Origin of the sequence: Streptomyces sp. KPB2 (assembly GCF_003950055.1) — a bacterium.
Classification (GTDB): domain Bacteria; phylum Actinomycetota; class Actinomycetes; order Streptomycetales; family Streptomycetaceae; genus Streptomyces; species Streptomyces salinarius.
In genome coordinates this window covers 2,407,174-2,424,644 of sequence record NZ_CP034353.1, presented here as the reverse complement: position 1 = coordinate 2,424,644, position 17,471 = coordinate 2,407,174, and the positions used below count along the sequence as shown (strand labels likewise).

15 protein-coding genes and 1 tRNA gene are annotated in these 17,471 nt (G+C 70.4%); 7 read left to right on the top strand and 9 right to left on the bottom strand.

The genetic code is table 11. From position 1 onward, the window contains the following. The first annotated feature begins 126 nt into the window (after nucleotides 1-126). Entirely contained in the window at nucleotides 127-1,710 is a 1,584-nt protein-coding gene (locus D1J63_RS10400; protein WP_125628668.1) for an acyl-CoA carboxylase subunit beta, read from the top strand. 17 nt (nucleotides 1,711-1,727) lie between these two features. Next, nucleotides 1,728-1,925: an acyl-CoA carboxylase epsilon subunit gene (locus tag D1J63_RS10395; RefSeq protein WP_011030299.1), complete on the top strand. Its 198-nt coding sequence runs from the start codon at nucleotides 1,728-1,730 to the stop codon at nucleotides 1,923-1,925. A gap of 293 nt (nucleotides 1,926-2,218) precedes the next feature. Here D1J63_RS10395 and D1J63_RS10390 read toward each other — a convergent pair whose 3' ends face one another. The 8 genes from D1J63_RS10390 to D1J63_RS10355 all read right to left on the bottom strand — a co-directional run bounded on the left by D1J63_RS10390 (nucleotide 2,219) and on the right by D1J63_RS10355 (nucleotide 12,961). Beyond that, on the bottom strand, nucleotides 2,219-2,800 hold the full coding sequence (locus tag D1J63_RS10390) for an ATP/GTP-binding protein (RefSeq protein ID WP_030216560.1): 582 nt from the start codon (nucleotides 2,798-2,800) through the stop codon (nucleotides 2,219-2,221). Continuing rightward, entirely contained in the window at nucleotides 2,781-3,353 is a 573-nt protein-coding gene (locus tag D1J63_RS10385) for a DUF742 domain-containing protein (RefSeq protein ID WP_061442377.1), read from the bottom strand. Before D1J63_RS10385 ends, D1J63_RS10390 begins: the two co-directional genes overlap by 20 nt. 93 nt (nucleotides 3,354-3,446) lie before the next feature. Continuing rightward, nucleotides 3,447-3,860 (bottom strand): roadblock/LC7 domain-containing protein, encoded by a 414-nt coding sequence (locus D1J63_RS10380; protein ID WP_004983065.1) that lies wholly within the window; start codon nucleotides 3,858-3,860, stop codon nucleotides 3,447-3,449. 10 nt (nucleotides 3,861-3,870) lie between these two features. Beyond that, nucleotides 3,871-7,104: a nitrate- and nitrite sensing domain-containing protein gene (locus tag D1J63_RS10375; RefSeq protein ID WP_164712784.1), complete on the bottom strand. Its 3,234-nt coding sequence runs from the start codon at nucleotides 7,102-7,104 to the stop codon at nucleotides 3,871-3,873. Between the two features lie 402 nt (nucleotides 7,105-7,506). Continuing rightward, entirely contained in the window at nucleotides 7,507-8,082 is a 576-nt protein-coding gene (locus D1J63_RS10370) for an ATP/GTP-binding protein (protein ID WP_055469383.1), read from the bottom strand. Then, nucleotides 8,063-8,461: a DUF742 domain-containing protein gene (locus tag D1J63_RS10365; protein ID WP_007387727.1), complete on the bottom strand. Its 399-nt coding sequence runs from the start codon at nucleotides 8,459-8,461 to the stop codon at nucleotides 8,063-8,065. The genes D1J63_RS10370 and D1J63_RS10365 overlap by 20 nt, the downstream gene beginning before the upstream one ends. 111 nt (nucleotides 8,462-8,572) lie before the next feature. Further along, complete coding sequence (locus tag D1J63_RS10360) at nucleotides 8,573-8,986, bottom strand: roadblock/LC7 domain-containing protein (RefSeq protein WP_003973453.1); 414 nt, start codon at nucleotides 8,984-8,986, stop codon at nucleotides 8,573-8,575. Nucleotides 8,987-8,995: 9 nt separating this feature from the next. Then, the gene (locus D1J63_RS10355; RefSeq protein WP_125628666.1) at nucleotides 8,996-12,961 is read right to left on the bottom strand and encodes a nitrate- and nitrite sensing domain-containing protein; all 3,966 of its coding nucleotides are present in this window, start codon (nucleotides 12,959-12,961) and stop codon (nucleotides 8,996-8,998) included. Nucleotides 12,962-13,562: 601 nt separating this feature from the next. On the opposite strand from D1J63_RS10355, the gene D1J63_RS10350 reads away from it, so the two are divergent. The 3 genes from D1J63_RS10350 to gltX all read left to right on the top strand — a co-directional run bounded on the left by D1J63_RS10350 (nucleotide 13,563) and on the right by gltX (nucleotide 16,108). Further along, complete coding sequence (locus D1J63_RS10350) at nucleotides 13,563-13,751, top strand: hypothetical protein (protein WP_164712657.1); 189 nt, start codon at nucleotides 13,563-13,565, stop codon at nucleotides 13,749-13,751. 103 nt (nucleotides 13,752-13,854) lie between these two features. Continuing rightward, nucleotides 13,855-14,631, top strand: coding sequence for a fumarylacetoacetate hydrolase family protein (locus D1J63_RS10345; protein WP_102929128.1), 777 nt, complete (start codon nucleotides 13,855-13,857; stop codon nucleotides 14,629-14,631). Further along, a complete protein-coding gene (gene gltX, locus D1J63_RS10340; RefSeq protein WP_125628665.1) occupies nucleotides 14,624-16,108 on the top strand; it encodes a glutamate--tRNA ligase in 1,485 nt (494 codons plus the stop codon). Before D1J63_RS10345 ends, gltX begins: the two co-directional genes overlap by 8 nt. Nucleotides 16,109-16,180: 72 nt before the next feature. Here gltX and D1J63_RS10335 read toward each other — a convergent pair whose 3' ends face one another. Continuing rightward, nucleotides 16,181-16,465 (bottom strand): hypothetical protein, encoded by a 285-nt coding sequence (locus tag D1J63_RS10335; protein WP_125628664.1) that lies wholly within the window; start codon nucleotides 16,463-16,465, stop codon nucleotides 16,181-16,183. 107 nt (nucleotides 16,466-16,572) lie between these two features. On the opposite strand from D1J63_RS10335, the gene D1J63_RS10330 reads away from it, so the two are divergent. Both D1J63_RS10330 and D1J63_RS10325 read left to right on the top strand, forming a co-directional pair. Then, complete coding sequence (locus tag D1J63_RS10330; RefSeq protein WP_125628663.1) at nucleotides 16,573-17,307, top strand: HAD family hydrolase; 735 nt, start codon at nucleotides 16,573-16,575, stop codon at nucleotides 17,305-17,307. Nucleotides 17,308-17,399: 92 nt separating this feature from the next. Further along, nucleotides 17,400-17,471: transfer RNA gene (locus D1J63_RS10325), tRNA-Gln, on the top strand.

Below are 17,471 nucleotides of genomic sequence, written 5' to 3'. Positions count from 1 at the left end.
GGCCCTCTGAACAGTCGGAAAGGCTGCACGGGGTGGGGGTTCTGTTCAGTGCTACCAGGAAAACGGGCCGGAGACTGTACGGAGTCGACGGCTCGCAATCCTTGGTCGGCTTCGTAGAGTCGCTACATGACCGTTTTGGATGAGGCGCCGGGTGAGCCGACGGACGCGCGCGGGCGAGTGGCCGAGCTGCACGAGATTCGTGCGCAGGCGCTGGCCGGACCGAGCGAGAAGGCGACGGCGGCGCAGCACGCCAAGGGCAAGCTGACGGCGCGTGAGCGGATCGAGCTGCTCCTGGACCCGGACTCCTTCCGCGAGGTCGAGCAGCTGCGCCGGCACCGGGCGACCGGGTTCGGCCTGGAGGCCAAGAAGCCGTACACCGACGGTGTCATCACCGGCTGGGGCACGGTCGAGGGGCGCACGGTCTTCGTCTACGCCCACGACTTCCGGATCTTCGGCGGCGCGCTGGGCGAGGCCCACGCCACGAAGATCCACAAGATCATGGACATGGCCATCGCGGCCGGTGCCCCGCTGGTCTCGCTCAACGACGGTGCCGGCGCCCGCATCCAGGAGGGCGTCAGCGCCCTCGCCGGTTACGGCGGCATCTTCCAGCGCAACACCAAGGCGTCCGGCGTCATCCCGCAGATCAGCGTGATGCTCGGCCCGTGCGCGGGCGGCGCGGCCTACAGCCCCGCCCTCACCGACTTCGTCTTCATGGTCCGCGACACCTCGCAGATGTTCATCACGGGCCCGGACGTGGTCAAGGCCGTCACCGGCGAGGAGATCACGCAGAACGGCCTGGGCGGCGCCGACGTGCACGCCGAGACGTCCGGCGTGTGCCACTTCGCCTACGACGACGAGGAGACCTGCCTCGCCGAGGTCCGCTACCTCCTCTCCCTGCTGCCGCAGAACAACCGGGAGAACCCACCCCGCCACGAGTCCTCGGACCCCGTGGACCGGCGCTCGGACGTGCTCCTCGACCTGGTCCCGGCGGACGGCAACCGCCCGTACGACATGGCCAAGGTGATCGAGGAACTCGTCGACGAGGGCGAGTACCTGGAGGTCCACGAGCGCTGGGCCCGCAACATCATCTGCGCCCTGGCCCGCCTCGACGGTCAGGTCGTCGGCATCGTCGCCAACCAGCCGCAGGCGCTGGCCGGCGTGCTGGACATCGAGGCGTCGGAGAAGGCCGCGCGCTTCGTCCAGATGTGCGACGCCTTCAACATCCCGATCGTCACCCTTCTGGACGTACCCGGCTTCCTGCCCGGCGTCGACCAGGAGCACGGCGGCATCATCCGCCACGGCGCCAAGCTCCTCTACGCGTACTGCAACGCGACGGTGCCCCGGATCTCGCTCATCCTGCGCAAGGCGTACGGAGGTGCTTACATCGTCATGGACAGCCAGTCCATCGGCGCCGACCTCACCTACGCCTGGCCGACCAACGAGATCGCCGTCATGGGCGCGGAAGGTGCCGCCAACGTCATCTTCCGCCGGCAGATCGCCGACGCCGAGGACCCCGAGGCCATGCGGGCGCGCATGGTCAAGGAGTACAAGTCCGAGCTGATGCACCCCTACTACGCGGCCGAACGCGGGCTGGTCGACGACGTCATCGACCCCGCGGAGACCCGCGAGGTGCTGATCAAGTCCCTGGCGATGCTCCACACCAAGCACGCCGATCTGCCCTCCCGCAAGCACGGCAACCCGCCGCAGTGACCCGAGGAGCCACTTCCATGTCCCCTGCCGACATCCGCGTCGAGAAGGGCCACGCCGAGCCCGAGGAAGTCGCCGCCATCACGGCCCTCCTCCTGGCCCGTGCCGCCGCCCGCCCCGCCGAGATCGCCCCGACCCACGGCGGCGGCCGCGCCCGCGCGGGCTGGCGCCGCCTGGAACGCGAGCCGGGTTTCAGGGCGCCACACAGCTGGCGCTGACCTCAGCACACGTACAGATCGAGGCCCCTCCACTTCGGAGGGGCCTCGACCTGTGTGTGGGGTCTCTGCTCGACGCCGGGCCGGGGAACTCACTCAGGGGCGCGGGGAACTGCGCGACCGGCCACGTACTGCCCGCACCCGGCAACGAAACCGCCCCCGGCAGCTCGGTGGCCGCAGGGGGCGTGTCGCAGCCCGGCGTAGCGGGGTGCCGCCTGCGCCCACCCGTGCCGCCCCAGCGGCACGACTGCCCGCAGGCTGGGGCGCGGCACGGCTGCCGCAGGCTCGGCGGCGCGTCAGCGCAGGCGGGCCATCAGGGCGTGCTCCACGAGAGTGATGAGCGCGGACTTCGCGTCGGCGCGATGCCGCGCGTCCGTCGTGATGATCGGCGTGTCCGGGCCGATCTGCAGCGCCTCGCGGACCTCGTCCGGCTGGTACGGCTGCTGCCCGTCGAAGCCGTTGAGCGCGATCACGAACGGCAGGCCGCTGTTCTCGAAGTAGTCGACGGCCGGGAAGCAGTCGGCCAGACGCCTCGTGTCGACCAGGACGATCGCCCCGATGGCACCGCGCACCAGGTCGTCCCACATGAACCAGAACCGGTCCTGGCCCGGCGTACCGAAGAGGTACAGGATCAGGTCCTGGTCGAGCGTGATGCGGCCGAAGTCCATGGCGACCGTGGTGGTCGTCTTGTCCCCCGTGTGGGTGAGGTCGTCGATGCCCGCCGAAGCGGATGTCATCACGGCCTCGGTGCGCAGCGGATTGATCTCCGAGACAGCGCCGACGAACGTGGTCTTGCCCACGCCGAAGCCGCCCGCCACCACGATCTTCGCGGAAGTGGTGGAGCGGGAAGGACCGCCGCTAGAGCTTGCGAAGTCCACTGAGCACCCTTTCGAGCAGTGTCACGTCTGGCTGGCCGCCGGCGCTCTCGTCGCCGCCGGGCTGATGGATGGCGACCAGTCCCGCCTCCGCCAAGTCGGCGACGAGGATCCTGGCCACGCCGAGAGGGATCGTCAGGAGGGCCGAGACCTCGGCCACCGACTTGATCTCCCGGCAGAGGTTGCAGATCCGCTGATGCTCGGGCAGCTGGCCCTGCATCTGGTGCGGCTGCGCGGTGGTGTGCACCAGCGCCTCGATGGCGAGCTGGTACCGGGGCCTGGTGCGGCCGCCCGTCATGGCGTACGGGCGCACCAGGGGATTGTTCGACGCCCCGGCGGGCGCCGGCTCAGGGGTGCGGCGTTGCGGCTGCACGGGCTGGATGCGCGGAGCCTGCGGCTGGTCGTACGGCGAAGGGCCGGGGCCCTGCGGCGCGTACGGCTGCCGGTGGTTCGGCACGGAGGGGTAGCCGTACCCGTTCGCCGAGCCGTCGCCCTGGCCCTGACCGGGGCCGTACGACCAGTTGCCCGTTGACGGACCGCCTGGGGGTGTTGCCACTTCTTCCTCCTCCGACTGTGCCTGGCACCATCGCTGTGGAGCCGCGTCCCGAAACTTTACGGCCACGGGACGCCAAAACGCACCGTCTGTCCTTTAGTTGAGAAGGCTCCCTTGGAGCTCGGCCCGCAGATCGGGGGTCAGAACCGTGCCCGCACGGTCCACCAGAAGGGCCATCTCGTACCCAATGAGACCGATGTCCGCCTCGGGGTGTGCGAGAACCGCGAGGGACGAGCCGTCGGAGATGGACATGATGAAGAGGAATCCGCGCTCCATCTCCACAACCGTCTGGTTCACGCTGCCGCCCTCGAAGATGCGCGAGGCACCCGCGGTCAGCGAGGTCAGGCCGGAGGCGACGGCCGCGAGCTGATCGGCTCGGTCGCGGGGGAACCCTTCGGACATCGCCAGAAGGAGTCCGTCGGCGGAGACCACCACCGTGTGGGACACCCCCGGGGTGTTGTCCACGAAGTTGGTGATCAACCAGTTCAGGTTCTGCGCCGCCTGGCTCATCGGGCTCACACTAACGCTCCTGGTTGTAGGTGCTGTCAGGACCACGGTGTTCATTCCTTGTGTCCTGGCCGTTCGTTTCACTGCCTGCGTTGCGGCCCCGTTCGACGCCGCGCCGCAGGTTGCTCAGCCTGCCCCGGACGTCCTCCGGAGCGCGGGAGACCTGGGGGCCTCCCTGGGGAGTGGTCTCGGCCGCGCCCTCGACCAGGTTGGCCTTGGGCACCCGCCGCGGCAGTCCCGAGGAGGTCACCCCGCCCGCCTTGGGCCTGCGCAGCGCCGAAGCCTGCTGCCAGCGGTCGTCGTTGGCCGACCGCCAGGTGTCCTCGCCGCCCGCCCCCGGTGCGGCGGCCGGCGTCTCCTGGCCCACGTGCCCCGCATCGCCCGCGCCGCTCGCGGTGGATCCGCGGCGGGGAAGACCGGCGTCGGTCAGCTCGTGGGCGGCGGAGGGGGCCGGCCCCGGACGGTCGAAGCCTACGCGGTCCGCCTCGTTCACGTCAGCGGCCTGGGCGGATTGCGCCTGCGGGGCACCGGCGGAGTACTGGTCCGGATATCCGTTCTGGTATCCGTCCTGCTGCGGCCAGTCGTCCTGGTGGCGCCGCTGCTCGAAGGGGGAATAGTTCCCGTTCTCCGGCAGGCCGTCGTTCGGTGCGTAGTACTGCTCGTCGTACGACGCCTGCTGCGGTTCCTGGTACGCCTGCTGCTGGTCGGCGTACGCCGCCTGCTGGTCGTACGCGCCGTTCGGCGACTCCTCGTACGCGCCGTTGGGCGACTCCTGGTACGTGCCGTTCGGCTGCTGCTGGTAGCCGTCGAGACCCTGGTCGTAGCCCTGCTGCTGACCGGTGAACTGGTCCTGGAAGCCGGTGGCCTCGGTGTTCCCGCCCGCACCGCGGTCCGCCGGACCGGGCAGCTCGGGCTGCGACTGGGCCTCCAGGGCCGCGCGCCGCTCCTCGCGCATCAGCGAACGGCCGACCGGGTCGAGTTCGCGGATGTCGTCGGGGATCTCGGCGTACCGGCTGTCGTCGAAGCCCAGCTCCGCGGCGGTCCGCATGGGCTGGCCGACCTGAGCGAAGCTCTCGCCCCGGAAGTTCTGCTCCGGGATGATCTGCGAGACGGTGAACTCGTCGCGCTGCTGCTGCTCGCCACCGCCACCGTGGGTGATGGCGTCCGGGAGCATGACCAGCGAGGTGGTACCCGCCTGCTCGCCGGAGGGGCGCAGCTGGACGCGGATGCCGTGCCGGTCGGACAGCCGGCCGACCACGAACAGGCCCATGCGCTGCGAGATCGCGGCGTCCACGGTCGGCGGGTTGGCCAGCTTGTGGTTGATGTCCGCGAAGTCCTCGGCGGTCAGGCCGATGCCCTTGTCGTGGATCTCGACCATCACGCGGCCGTCGGGCAGCCGGGTCGCGGTGACGCGGACCTTGGTCTGCGGCGAGGAGAACGTGGTGGCGTTCTCCAGCAGCTCGGCGAGCAGGTGCACGAGGTCGGTCACGGCGCGGCCGTGGATCTCGGCCTCCGGCACGCCGGACAGCTCGATGCGCTCGTACTGCTCCACCTCGGAGGAGGCGGCGCGCAGCACGTCCACCAGCGGAACCGGCTGGTCCCAGCGGCGGCCGGGCTCCTCGCCGGCGAGGACCAGGAGGTTCTCGCCGTTGCGGCGCATACGGGTGGCCAGGTGGTCCAGCCGGAAGAGGTTCTCCAGCTGGTCGGGGTCGGCCTCGTTGTTCTCCAGGTCGGTGATCAGGCTCAGCTGGCCCTCGATCAGCGACTGGTTGCGGCGCGACAGGTTGGTGAAGATCGCGTTGATGTTGCCCCGCAGCAGGGCCTGCTCGGAGGCGAGCCGGACCGCCTCGCGGTGCACCTGGTCGAAGGCGCGGGCGACCTCGCCGATCTCGTCGGTCGAGGTGATCGGGATCGGCTGCACCTTGGTGTCGACCCGGCCCGGGTCGGTGCGGGAGAGCTGGTCGACCAGCATCGGCAGGCGCTGTTCGGCGATGCCGAAGGCGGCGTTGCGCAGCTGCCGCATGGAGCGGCTCATTCCGCGGGCCACCATGCCGGCCAGGACGAACGCGGCGAGCAGCGCGATCACGACCGCGGCACCCGTGATGTAGGCGTCGCGCTCGGCGTCGTCGGCGATCGTGGACGCCTCGGACACCGCCTTGTCCGCGAGGTCCGACTCGATCTTCTGGTACGCGTCGAACTTGAGGGTGTTGACCGCCCACCAGTTTTCCGGCGTGATGCCCTGCTGGGCCAGGTCCGCCCGCGCGCTGGTGTCCGTGGACTCGAGGCCGGCCAGCTCGGAGATCATCGTCGTCGGGTTGGACGGCGGCGGGACGTAGTCCGGGTCCTTGGCCTTGGCCTCCTTGGCCATGGCCGCGCCGTCCTCCTTGAGCTTCGCCTCGGCGTCCTCGAGCTTCTGCGCGTCCGCCTCGGTGCCGCCGCCGATGTACTCCTCGATCGCGATGCGCTCCAGGTAGGCGTACGAGGAGAGCGCGACGCGCTGGCTGGCGAGGTGACCGGGCTCCGGACCCGGCTTGACCAGCATGTGCATGCCGATGGAGCGCTCCAGGGAGAGCGCGGCCTTGGTCAGCGAGATCGCGTAGACGGTACGGCCGTAGGAGGTGATGTTGCCGGTGCCCAGACCCAGCTCGTTGGCGAACTCCATCAGGGGGTGGGCGACACCGGTGTAGCCCTCCTCGGTCTCCACGCCCTTGAGCTTGGAGGTGTACGCCGCCGCCCGCAGCGTCTGGAGCTTGGGCTCCTGCTCGCGGAACACCTTCAGCCGGCGTTCCAGGCCCGCCTTGTCGGGCATGTCCTGGGCCGCCCGGTCGAAGACGTCGGCCGCCGCGTCGGTGGCCTGGCGGGCCTTGACGACGGTGGCGTCCTTCTCACCCTTGCCCTGCAGCAGCGGGGCCGCCGTGACGTCGCGCTCGTTGTAGAGGGCGGTGGCGTAACCCAGGGAGGCGCGCACGAGACGCGCGGTGCTCTCGGCGTCCTCGGCGTCCTGCCAGGTGTCGATCGAGCTCTTCACCTGGAAGCCGCCCATGACGAGACCGACCAGCACGGGTATGAGCAGGATCGCGTTCAGCCGGGTGGTCACCCGCCAGTTCCGCGGCGTGAAACGGCCACCACCGGGCGCGGGCTCGGGCTGGGGTTCCGCAGCGGGGGCGGGGGCGGGCGCCGCTGTGCGCGGCGGCGGGGTGAAGTTGCCCCGGGCCGATGGCTCGGGACTGTTCTTGCTTCGCCTCACTCGACCAACAACCTCTCGGCGGTCGGCACCTGTGTCGTGCCGCTGTGTCTCAGAACCCAGTCCGTCATCGAGTACGCGCTACTGCTGAGTACGTCTTTGACCATTGGGCAGTTCTGGCATTCCAGCACGGCGACCAGCGCTCTTCCAAACAGTGGAACGCGGGGGTTACACGTGATGTAAGCCCCACGTAAAACGGTCATAAAGAGCGAGGCCCGTCAAAAGACGGGGCCTTCGTGCGCGCAGCGAGACCACCTGACCGCGTCGCGTGTCGGTACCACCCGATTCCTCTGCCGAAACGTTATGAACAGCGGAGCCGACCGTGTCAAAGGACACAGCCGGCTCCGAACCGTCTACGACAAGTGCCGTAGCACCCCGCCGACTTGGCTGCGACGGTTGACGGACCTACCGCAGGCGGGCCATCAGCGCGTGCTCGACCAGCGTGATCAGTGCGGACTTCGCGTCGGCGCGGTGCCGGGCGTCGGTCGTGATGATCGGAGTGTCCGGGCCGATCTGCAGCGCCTCGCGGACCTCGTCCGGCGTGTACGGCTGCTGCCCGTCGAAACCGTTGAGCGCGACGACGAACGGCAGGCCGCTGTTCTCGAAGTAGTCGACGGCCGGGAAGCAGTCGGCCAGCCGACGGGTGTCGCACAGCACGACCGCGCCGATGGCACCGCGCACCAGGTCGTCCCACATGAACCAGAACCGGTCCTGGCCCGGCGTACCGAAGAGGTACAGGATCAGGTCCTGGTCGAGCGTGATGCGGCCGAAGTCCATGGCGACCGTCGTGGTCGTCTTGTCCCCGGCGTGCGTGAGGTCGTCGATCCCCGCGCTGGCCGAGGTCATCACGGCCTCGGTGCGCAGGGGGTTGATCTCGGAGACGGCGCCCACGAACGTGGTCTTGCCGACGCCGAAGCCGCCGGCCACCACGATCTTCGCGGAGGTGGTCGCCCGCCCTCCGTCAGAGCTTTCGAAGTCCACTGAGCACCCTTTCGAGCAGTGTCACGTCCGGCGCACCGCCGTTGTTCTCGTCGCCGCCGGGCTGGTGGACCGCGACCATCCCGGCCTCCGCGAGGTCCGCGACCAGGATCCGCGCCACACCGAGCGGCATCGCCAGCAGGGCCGACACCTCGGCCACCGATTTCACCTCGCGGCACAAGTGGCAGATCCGCTGGTGCTCGGGGAGCAATCCCATGAGCGCTGCCGGGTCGGCCGTCGTGCTGATCAGCGCCTCGATGGCGAGCTGATAGCGCGGCCTGGTCCGGCCACCGGTCATCGCGTAGGGACGTACCAGCGGCTGGTCGCCCTCGTCCTCGTACGGCTCCGCGTACGGATCATGAGAGGCGGTGGGCGGGGTCATGAATCCTCCGGGCGGGACAGCAGGTTGGTCAGTCGTGCCGTCTGACGAGGCCGGTGGGGGGATTGTGGCGGCCGGACGGTGATTTGGTAACACGGGTGGTGCCGGGGCCGATCAGTGGAGCAGACTTCCTTGTAGTTCGGCGCGCAGGTCGGGCGTGAGGACCGCGCCCGCGCGGTCGACCAGGAGCGCCATCTCGTAGCCGACGAGGCCGATGTCGCACTCCGGGTGCGCGAGGACGGCCAGGGACGAGCCGTCCGAGACGGACATGAGGAAGAGAAACCCCCGCTCCATCTCCACGACCGTCTGCGCGACGTTGCCGCCCTCGAAGATCCGGGACGCCCCGGCGGTCAGCGAGGTCAGCCCCGAGGCGACGGCCGCGAGCTGGTCGGCGCGGTCACGAGGGAAGCCCTCGGACATCGCCAGGAGGAGTCCGTCGGCGGACACGACGACGGTGTGGGACACCCCCGGGGTGTTGTCCACGAAATTCGTGATCAACCAGTTGAGGTTCTGTGCCGCCTGGCTCATCGGGCTCAACTAACGCTCCTGCTGGTGAGTGGGCCGCGGGTAGCTGCCGGTCTGGTTGGTACCGGCCTGCCGGCCCTGTGCGATTCCCCGACGGAGATTGGTCAGCCGGCCGCGCACGTCGTCGGGCGCACGCGAAACCGCCGGACCGCTCTGGTGCGACTGCTGCTGAGCCGTCCCCGGGACGAGGTTGGCCCGGGGTACCCGGCGCGGGAGGCCGGAGGTGGTGACCCCGCCCGCGGCCGGCTGCCTGACGCGCTCCGCCTGCCGGACGAGGTCGTCGTTCGGCGAGCTGCGCCAGGAGGAGGTGGCCGGTCGCTGGGGGGCCGCCGGGGTCTGGGGCTGGGGAGCCTGCGGCTCCGGGGTGGCGGCCGGGGCGGCCTGCGGCGCCCTCGACTCGCGGTCCCCGTGGAACCAGTTGGTCTCCAGCGTGTCGTACAGCGGGGTACGTCCGTCACCGGGACCGGAGGCCGGGGGCAGGGCCCATCCGTCCTGGGGCCGCTGCGGGGGAGTCCCGTTGGTGTTCTGGGCCGCGGGCTCCGGCTGGACCGGCCGCTGCGGGGCCGGCGGACGCGGGGCGCCGAAGTCGTTGCCGCCCTGCGTGCCGCCCACCTGGGGCCGCTCGAACTGCCCGGTGGTCGCCGGGTTCTGACGGTGCGACAGGTCGTGCTGTCCGGTCGAGCCGTTGTCGTAGCCCTGGGCGCCGGCGAACCGGTCGGCCGAAGGCCCGTTCGGGGCCGCCGGGCCGGGCTGTCCGCCGAAGACGTCCGAGCGGACGAAGGGGCTGCCGCCCTGCTGCGGAGCGGTCGGCTCGGGCCGGGTGAACTGGTCGCCGCGCGCGGCTTCCTCGCCGGACCGGCCTCCGTCGTACTGGCCCTGGCCGTACTGACCCTGCCCGAACTGGTCCTGTCCGAACTGGTCCTGTCCGAACTGGTCCTGTCCGAACTGGTCCTGCCCGAACGGGTCCTGGTACTGGTTCCGGCCGTCGTACTGGTTCTGGCCGGGCTGGGCGAACCGGCCCGTGTCCTGCGGCTCGTCCCCGCGCGGCGCCGGGGCGTCGAAGTCGGGGCGGGCGAACTCGGCCGTGGCGGCGGGGGACTGGGGCTCGCCGAACCGCGGCACCGCCGGCATCTCCGCGGTCGAGCCCGGACCCTGCCTCTCGTCGAGGCGCGGGGTCGGGTCGGTGCGGGAGCTGTCCGGCTCGTCGTGGCCGCGCGGGGCGTCCAGCGAGGCGCGCGGCACGGGCGGCTGCGCGTTCTCGTCGCTCCAGCTGGGCACACGGGGCTGCGGGTTGCCGCCGGGCAGCTCGGCCCGCGGACCGCCGCGCGGCGGCAGCTGCGGACGACGGCCCTGCTCGGCGTCGCCACCCGCCCCGCGCTTGCCGCGCTGCGGGGGCGCGGCGGGGGTGCGGGTGCCGCCGAACATGTCCTGGCCCTGCGAGGCGTTGTTCGCAGGCGCGTTGCCCTGCGGCGCGTTCATGCCCGCGGCCTGCAGGCCCTGCGGAGCACCGGGCGCCTGACCGGCACCGGCACCGGCACCGGCCGGAGCCGGACGGTTCTGCTGTCCCGGACCGGCAGGGGACTGGGGCCCGCGCGCGCCGCCCGGCGCACCCGGGCGACCGCCCGCGTCGCGCCCGGGCAGTGCGGCCCGCGGTCCCTGACCGGCACCGAGCCGGCCGCCCGGCGCACCGGCGCCGAAGGCACCGCCGCCACCGAGGGCGCCGCCGCCCTGACCGCCGCGGCGGGCCGCGGCGACACCGGCGGCCGCCTGCGCGGCGGCCGGACCGCCGCCGCCCGCGCCGGGCTGGCCGGGCTTGGGCTGCGGCTTGCGGCCGCCCTGGGCGACGTCGACGGGCAGCATGACCAGCGCGGTCGTACCGCCGGAGTCGGACGGGCGCAGCTGGATGCGGATGCCGTGGCGCTGCGAGAGGCGGCCGACCACGAACAGACCCATGCGGCGGGAGACGGAGACGTCCACGGTGGGCGGCGAGGCGAGCCGCTCGTTGATCGCGGCCAGGTCCTCCGGCGAGAGGCCGATGCCGGTGTCGTGGATCTCGATCAGCACCCGGCCGTCGGGCAGCGCGTGACCGGTGACCTTGACCTTGGTCTGCGGGGAGGAGAACGAGGTGGCGTTCTCCAGCAGCTCGGCGAGCAGGTGCACGAGGTCGTTGACCACGCGGCCGGCGACCTCGGTGCTCGGCACGGAGGCCAGCTCGATGCGCTCGTACTGCTCCACCTCGGAGGCGGCGGCACGGAGCACGTCGACCAGCGGCACCGGACGCGTCCAGCGTCGGCCCGGCTCCTCACCGGCGAGGACGAGGAGGTTCTCACCGTTACGGCGCATGCGCGTCGCGAGGTGGTCGAGCTTGAACAGCGAGGAGAGCTGGTCCGGGTCGGCCTCGCGGGACTCCAGTTCGGAGATGAGCGACAGCTGACGCTGGATGAGGCCCTGGGAACGGCGCGAGAGGTTGGTGAACATCGCGTTGACGTTGCCCCGCAGCAGGGCCTGCTCGGCGGCGAGGCGGACCGCCTCGCGGTGCACATCGTCGAAGGCCGCGGCCACTCGGCCGATCTCGTCCCGGGAGTGCACACCGACCGACTCCACCGAGGTGTCGACGTCCTGCGGGTCGGTCTCGGAGAGCTGCTTGACCAGCTCGGGCAGGCGGTCCTGGGCGACCTTGGTCGCGGTGTCCTCCAGGCGGCGCAGCGAGCGGATCATGGACCGGGCCACGACGAACGCGCCGACCAGGGAGACGCCGAGCACGAGCAGGATGAGGACACCGGAGATGATGGCCTCTTGCTCGGACTCGTTGCGCAGCTCACGGGCCTGCTGCTCCATGTCCTCCAGCAGCTTCAGCTCGATGTTCTTCATCTGCTGGATCTTGGTGGAGCTGTCGTCCAGCCAGTCCTGGTAGGACCGGGACTTCAGGCTCTCCAGGCCGTGTTCCTTGCCGAGGGCGCGGCCCGCGTACTGGTCGGACGCCTCGATCACCGGGTTGCCCTCGGTGATCGGCTTGAGCAGGTCCTCCGCGCCCTCGCCGTAGATGCTGCTGAAGCTGCGGATCTCGGAGGTCTGGCTCTGCAGCGCGGACTGGGCGTACAGCCGGTCGTTCTCGGCGAGGTCGCTCTTGTCCGTGTTGTTCGCGGGGAGGGCCGCGGCGAGGACCGCGCGCTGGATGGACGCGTACTCCTTGGCCGAGGAGAAGGCCGACAGGGCGCGCGTGCGCTGGATCATGTCGGAGTTGCTGGTCGCCTCCGCCATGTCCTGCGAGAGGTCGAGCAGGTGGGTGATCAGGCGGTGGTAGGACTCGACCGTCTGGGTCGAGTTGTCCTTCGCCGTGTACGCGGTGCTGCGGATCTTGGTCAGGTCGTTCAGGTCGCTCGCGATGCCGACGAGGCTGTCCCGGACGCCGACGAGCTGGCCGTCCTTGCTCGCCGCGTCGATCTGCTCGGACTTGTCGAGGAAGTTCTTCAGGGCCCGGTCGGTCTGCTCGCGGTCGCCCTTGACGGCGATGGCGCTGGACTTCGAGCCGTGGGCCAGCGGGCCGGCGGACTGGTCGCGCTCCTCCTGGAGGGCGTGCGCCAGCTCGGTGGCCTGCTTGGTCATCTCGGTCAGCAGCTTCATGTTCTCGAGCTGCTGGATGTCGTCGATCGACTGGTTGATGCGCAGCGCGCCCAGCGAGGTCGCCGCGACCACCGGAAGCGCCAGCAGCGAGACCAGACGCGTGGAGATCCGCCAGTTGCGCAGGGCTATTCGCGGGCCGGGGCCGGTCGGGCCCTTGGCCGGCTTCGCGGGCTGCTGCTGGCCGGGTGCGGACGGGTCCGCGGCCTGACCGGCGCGCTCCCCGCTGTCCCCGGGCTGGGTCTGACCCGGGTTCTGGGCGTGCTGGGGCGAGGAGCTGACGGCCTTGGGGCCAGTCCCGCCCTGCGGCTCCGGCTCCGCCGAAGCGCTGCCATCCCTCTTGAAACGTCCCTGCACTAGCGTCGCAACCTCTGGACCAGGCGCCCCTCCGCGTGAACGGCCGGGCACGGTGTCGGCGTCAAAGGGGCGCCCTGAATACGCCCCTGTGTTGGTCGTGAGTGACCGGCGCTGGTTCCCCCTTCTCGCCGCCGCTCGGCGCTGGTGTGCGCCCCCTGTGCGCCGGCTCGATCCTGCGGCGGTCCGTGGAATTCCAGCACAGTGCAGGATCTCCAACAAGGCCCGTGGGGCAGGCCGTGAGATACGTGACAGCACGTGAGGGTCGAGTCACCTGACGTAGAAGATGATCACCCGCAAACCGGACGTATGCGTGCGAGTCGCCGAGGTGGGGCGGGTGTCCCAGTCGCCATGATCAGCAGCGGAATGATGGCTTCAGGTGTGCAATGTCTGATTGGTCGGAGTGGCGGCGGCGTCGCAATTGACCGGTTTGACCCTTGATAAGTGAGCAAACTCACACCCGGTTCGTGGACTCCCCCGCGGGTTGCGGGGAATCGCGTGTTTAGCCTGACGCTTTACAGAGAAGGCAAAACCGACAACCCGCGCCCTCGCAGGGGCTTTCCACGCCCTCGGGCGCCCGGACACGACAGGGCCTCGAACAACCGTGAAGACGACGATGATGTTCCACAAGATCGCCAACCCGCGGCGCACGACGCTGGCGCACCTCAAGGACGCCGACGACCTGCAGACGCCGGAGCAGCCGGAGCACGCCGTCGAGCTCCCCACCCAGACCGCCAACCCCCGCCGCACGATCCTCATGGAGGCCCCGGTCGCGGCGTCGGTCGCAGAGTAGTACGACGCCGAGCCGCACCCTGTTCAGGGACCGTCCCGGCACCTTGCCGAGTTAGCCTGGAGCGTCAGACTCCAGCCAGCTCAGTCAAGGGGCCAAGCAACCCGTGCGCATCGCCAGGTTCTCCATCGACGGGAACGTCGCCTTCGGCGCGGTCGAGGGCGACCAGCCGGACCAGCTCGTCCTCGACATCATCAAGGGCATCCCGTTCGCGGACTACGAGCTCTCCGGCACCAAGGTGCCCCTGAGCAAGGTGCGGCTCCTGCCGCCGGTACTCCCCAACAAGGTCGTCGCCTTCGGCCGCAACTACGCCGAGCACGCCCGCGAACTCGGCAACGAGGTGCCCGACGCCCCGTTCGCCTTCTTCAAGCCGTCCACCTCCGTGATCGGCCCCGGCGACGCCGTCCAGTACCCCTCCTTCACCGAGGAACTGCACCACGAGGCCGAACTCGCCGTCGTCATCGGCCGCATGTGCCGCGAGGTCCCGCGCGAGCGCGTCAAGGACGTGATCTTCGGCTACACATGCGCCAACGACATCACCGCCCGCGACGTCCAGCGCCGCGAGAAGCAGTGGGCCAGGGCCAAGGGCTTCGACTCGTCTTGTCCACTGGGCCCCTGGGTGGAGACCGACCTGGACCCGAGCGACCTGACCATCCAGCTCACGGTCAACGGCGGCCAGCGCCAGCTCGGCCGCACCAGCGAGATGATCCACTCCATCGAGGATCTGATCGTCAACATCTCCGAGGCGATGACGCTGCTTCCCGGTGACGTGATCCTCACGGGCACCCCGGCCGGCGTCGGCCCCCTCAACGTCGGCGACGAGGTCGCCGTCACCATCGAAGGCATCGGCACTCTCACCAACAAGGTTGTCAAGCGTGGCTAGCGCATCCGGCTCCTCCGTACGCGTCCGTTTCTGTCCGTCCCCCACCGGCAACCCCCACGTGGGCCTGGTCCGCACCGCCCTGTTCAACTGGGCCTTCGCGCGCCACCACCAGGGCACGCTGGTCTTCCGCATCGAGGACACCGACGCGGCCCGCGACTCCGAGGAGTCGTACAACCAGCTCCTGGACTCGATGCGCTGGCTGGGCTTCGACTGGGACGAGGGCCCCGAGATCGGCGGCCCGCACGCGCCGTACCGCCAGTCGCAGCGCATGGATCTCTACAAGGACGTCGCCCAGAAGCTCCTGGACGCCGGTCACGCCTACCGCTGCTACTGCTCCCAGGAGGAGCTGGACACCCGCCGCGAGGCCGCCCGCGCCGCCGGCAAGCCCTCCGGCTACGACGGCCACTGCCGCGACCTCAGCGCCGCGCAGGTCGAGGAGTACGTGGCGCAGGGCCGCGAGCCCATCGTCCGCTTCCGGATGCCCGACGAGGCGATCACCTTCACGGACCTGGTCCGCGGCGAGATCACCTACCTCCCGGAGAACGTCCCGGACTACGGCATCGTCCGCGCCAACGGCGCGCCCCTCTACACGCTCGTCAACCCGGTCGACGACGCCCTGATGGAGATCACCCACGTCCTGCGCGGCGAGGACCTGCTCTCCTCCACCCCGCGCCAGATCGCCCTGTACAAGGCGCTGATCGAGCTGGGTGTCGCCAAGGAGATCCCCGCCTTCGGCCACCTGCCGTACGTGATGGGCGAGGGCAACAAGAAGCTCTCCAAGCGCGACCCGCAGTCGAGCCTCAACCTCTACCGCGAGCGCGGCTTCCTCCCCGAGGGCCTGCTCAACTACCTCTCCCTGCTCGGCTGGTCGCTCTCCGCCGACCAGGACATCTTCACGATCGAGGAGATGGTCGCGGCCTTCGACGTCAACGACGTCCAGCCCAACCCGGCCCGCTTCGACCTGAAGAAGTGCGAGGCGATCAACGCCGACCACATCCGCCTCCTGGAGGTCAAGGACTTCACCGAGCGCTGCCGCCCCTGGCTGAAGGCCCCCGTCGCCCCCTGGGCGCCGGAGGACTTCGACGAGGCCAAGTGGCAGGCGATCGCGCCGCACGCGCAGACTCGCCTGAAGGTGCTCTCCGAGATCACCGACAACGTCGACTTCCTGTTCCTGCCGGAGCCGGTCTTCGACGAGGCGAGCTGGACCAAGGCGATGAAGGAGGGCTCGGACGCGCTCCTGACCACGGCCCGCGAGAAGCTGGACGCGGCCGACTGGTCCTCCCCGGAGGCCCTCAAGGAGGCCGTCCTGGCCGCCGGCGAGGCGCACGGCCTCAAGCTCGGCAAGGCCCAGGCCCCGGTCCGCGTCGCCGTCACCGGCCGCACGGTCGGCCTGCCCCTCTTCGAGTCCCTGGAGGTCCTGGGCAAGGAGAAGGCCCTGGCCCGCATCGACGCGGCGCTGGCACGGCTCGCGGCATAACGCCCGCGTCCTCAGAGAGACAGCAGCAAGGGGCGGCACCCGGAACTACGGGTGCCGCCCCTTGCCACTCGGTCACTGCGCGTCGGCCTCGTCGATGAGATAGGCGCTCTCGTCGAAGATCTCCAGGACGACGACGACCATGACCGCACCGGCCACCATGTACTCCAGCATCACTCCAGGGGCGACGTAGGCCTTGCGCAGATGCTCGTCCGGGCCGAGTTGTGCGGTCGCGTTCTTGCGGAACGGGTCGCGGGCCAGTATCCGCACGGCCCGATCCAACTGATCCCGGCGCTCGCCGGGCAGCGCGTCGTACGCCGCGCGGGCCTCAACGGTGAACTGAACGCGATATTCGGTCATGGCGGGCTCGGTCTTTCGCTCGTCGGTCTCCCCACGCTACGGCATCCGCCGTCTCCCGGACCGCCGAAAGGCACCCGGACCACCCGTCCCGGCGTTACCGTCGGATCATGAGTATCCGCGCCGTGGTCTGGGACGTCGACGACACGCTCTTCGACTACACCACCGCCGACCGCGAGGGCATGCGTGCCCATCTGGTCGCCGAGGGGCTCCTCGCCGGGTACGGGTCGGCCGAGCAGGCCCTCGTGCGCTGGCGGGAGATCACCGACCAGCAGTGGGCGCGCTTCTCCGCGGGCGAGGTGGACTTCGTCACACAGCGCCGCGACCGGACCCGGGTCTTCCTGGGCCGCCCGGAGCTGACGGACTCCGAGGCCGAGGACTGGTTCCAGCGCTACGTCACGCACTACGAGGCCGCCTGGTCCCTCTTCCCGGACGTGATGCCCGTCCTGGACGCGCTCGCCGGCAGCCACCGGCACGCCGTGCTCTCCAACTCCAGCCTCACCGTCCAGGACCGCAAGCTGCGCGTCCTCGGGGTGCACGACCGCTTCGAGGCCGTCCTGTGCGCCGCCGAGCTGGGCGTCTCCAAGCCGGCGGCCGGTGCCTTCCTCGCGGCCTGCGACGCCCTGGCCCTCCCGCCGTCCGAGGTCGCCTACGTCGGCGACCACCCGGAGATCGACGGACGCGGCGCCGCCGACGCCGGGCTGCTCTCCGTCTGGATCGACCGCGGCGGCGTCTGCGCGACCGTCGACCCGCCGGCCGGACCGCGCCGTATCGCCTCGCTCTCCGAACTTCCCGCGCTCCTCGGCGCCGATACCCGTTTTGGAGCCCCGTCCACCTTCAGGTAATGTTCTTCCTGCGCCGCCGGAGAGCGGGCCGAAGGGCCGGGAACCGGAAGCGCAACGCTAGAACAAGAACCCCTCCGGGGCTTGCGTTCCAGTGGCCTATGGTGTAATTGGCAGCACGACTGATTCTGGTTCAGTTAGTCTAGGTTCGAGTCCTGGTAGGCCAG

What these genes read in the sequence shown, in the direction of transcription:
- D1J63_RS10360 (WP_003973453.1), bottom strand. Translation starts at nt 8,986, where the DNA reads ATGAGCCAGGCGGCACAGAACCTCAACTGGTTGATCACGAATTTCGTG.
- D1J63_RS10330 (WP_125628663.1), top strand. Translation starts at nt 16,573, where the DNA reads ATGAGTATCCGCGCCGTGGTCTGGGACGTCGACGACACGCTCTTCGAC.
- D1J63_RS10400 (WP_125628668.1), top strand. Translation starts at nt 127, where the DNA reads ATGACCGTTTTGGATGAGGCGCCGGGTGAGCCGACGGACGCGCGCGGG.
- D1J63_RS10365 (WP_007387727.1), bottom strand. Translation starts at nt 8,461, where the DNA reads ATGACCCCGCCCACCGCCTCTCATGATCCGTACGCGGAGCCGTACGAG.
- D1J63_RS10335 (WP_125628664.1), bottom strand. Translation starts at nt 16,465, where the DNA reads ATGACCGAATATCGCGTTCAGTTCACCGTTGAGGCCCGCGCGGCGTAC.
- D1J63_RS10395 (WP_011030299.1), top strand. Translation starts at nt 1,728, where the DNA reads ATGTCCCCTGCCGACATCCGCGTCGAGAAGGGCCACGCCGAGCCCGAG.
- D1J63_RS10380 (WP_004983065.1), bottom strand. Translation starts at nt 3,860, where the DNA reads ATGAGCCAGGCGGCGCAGAACCTGAACTGGTTGATCACCAACTTCGTG.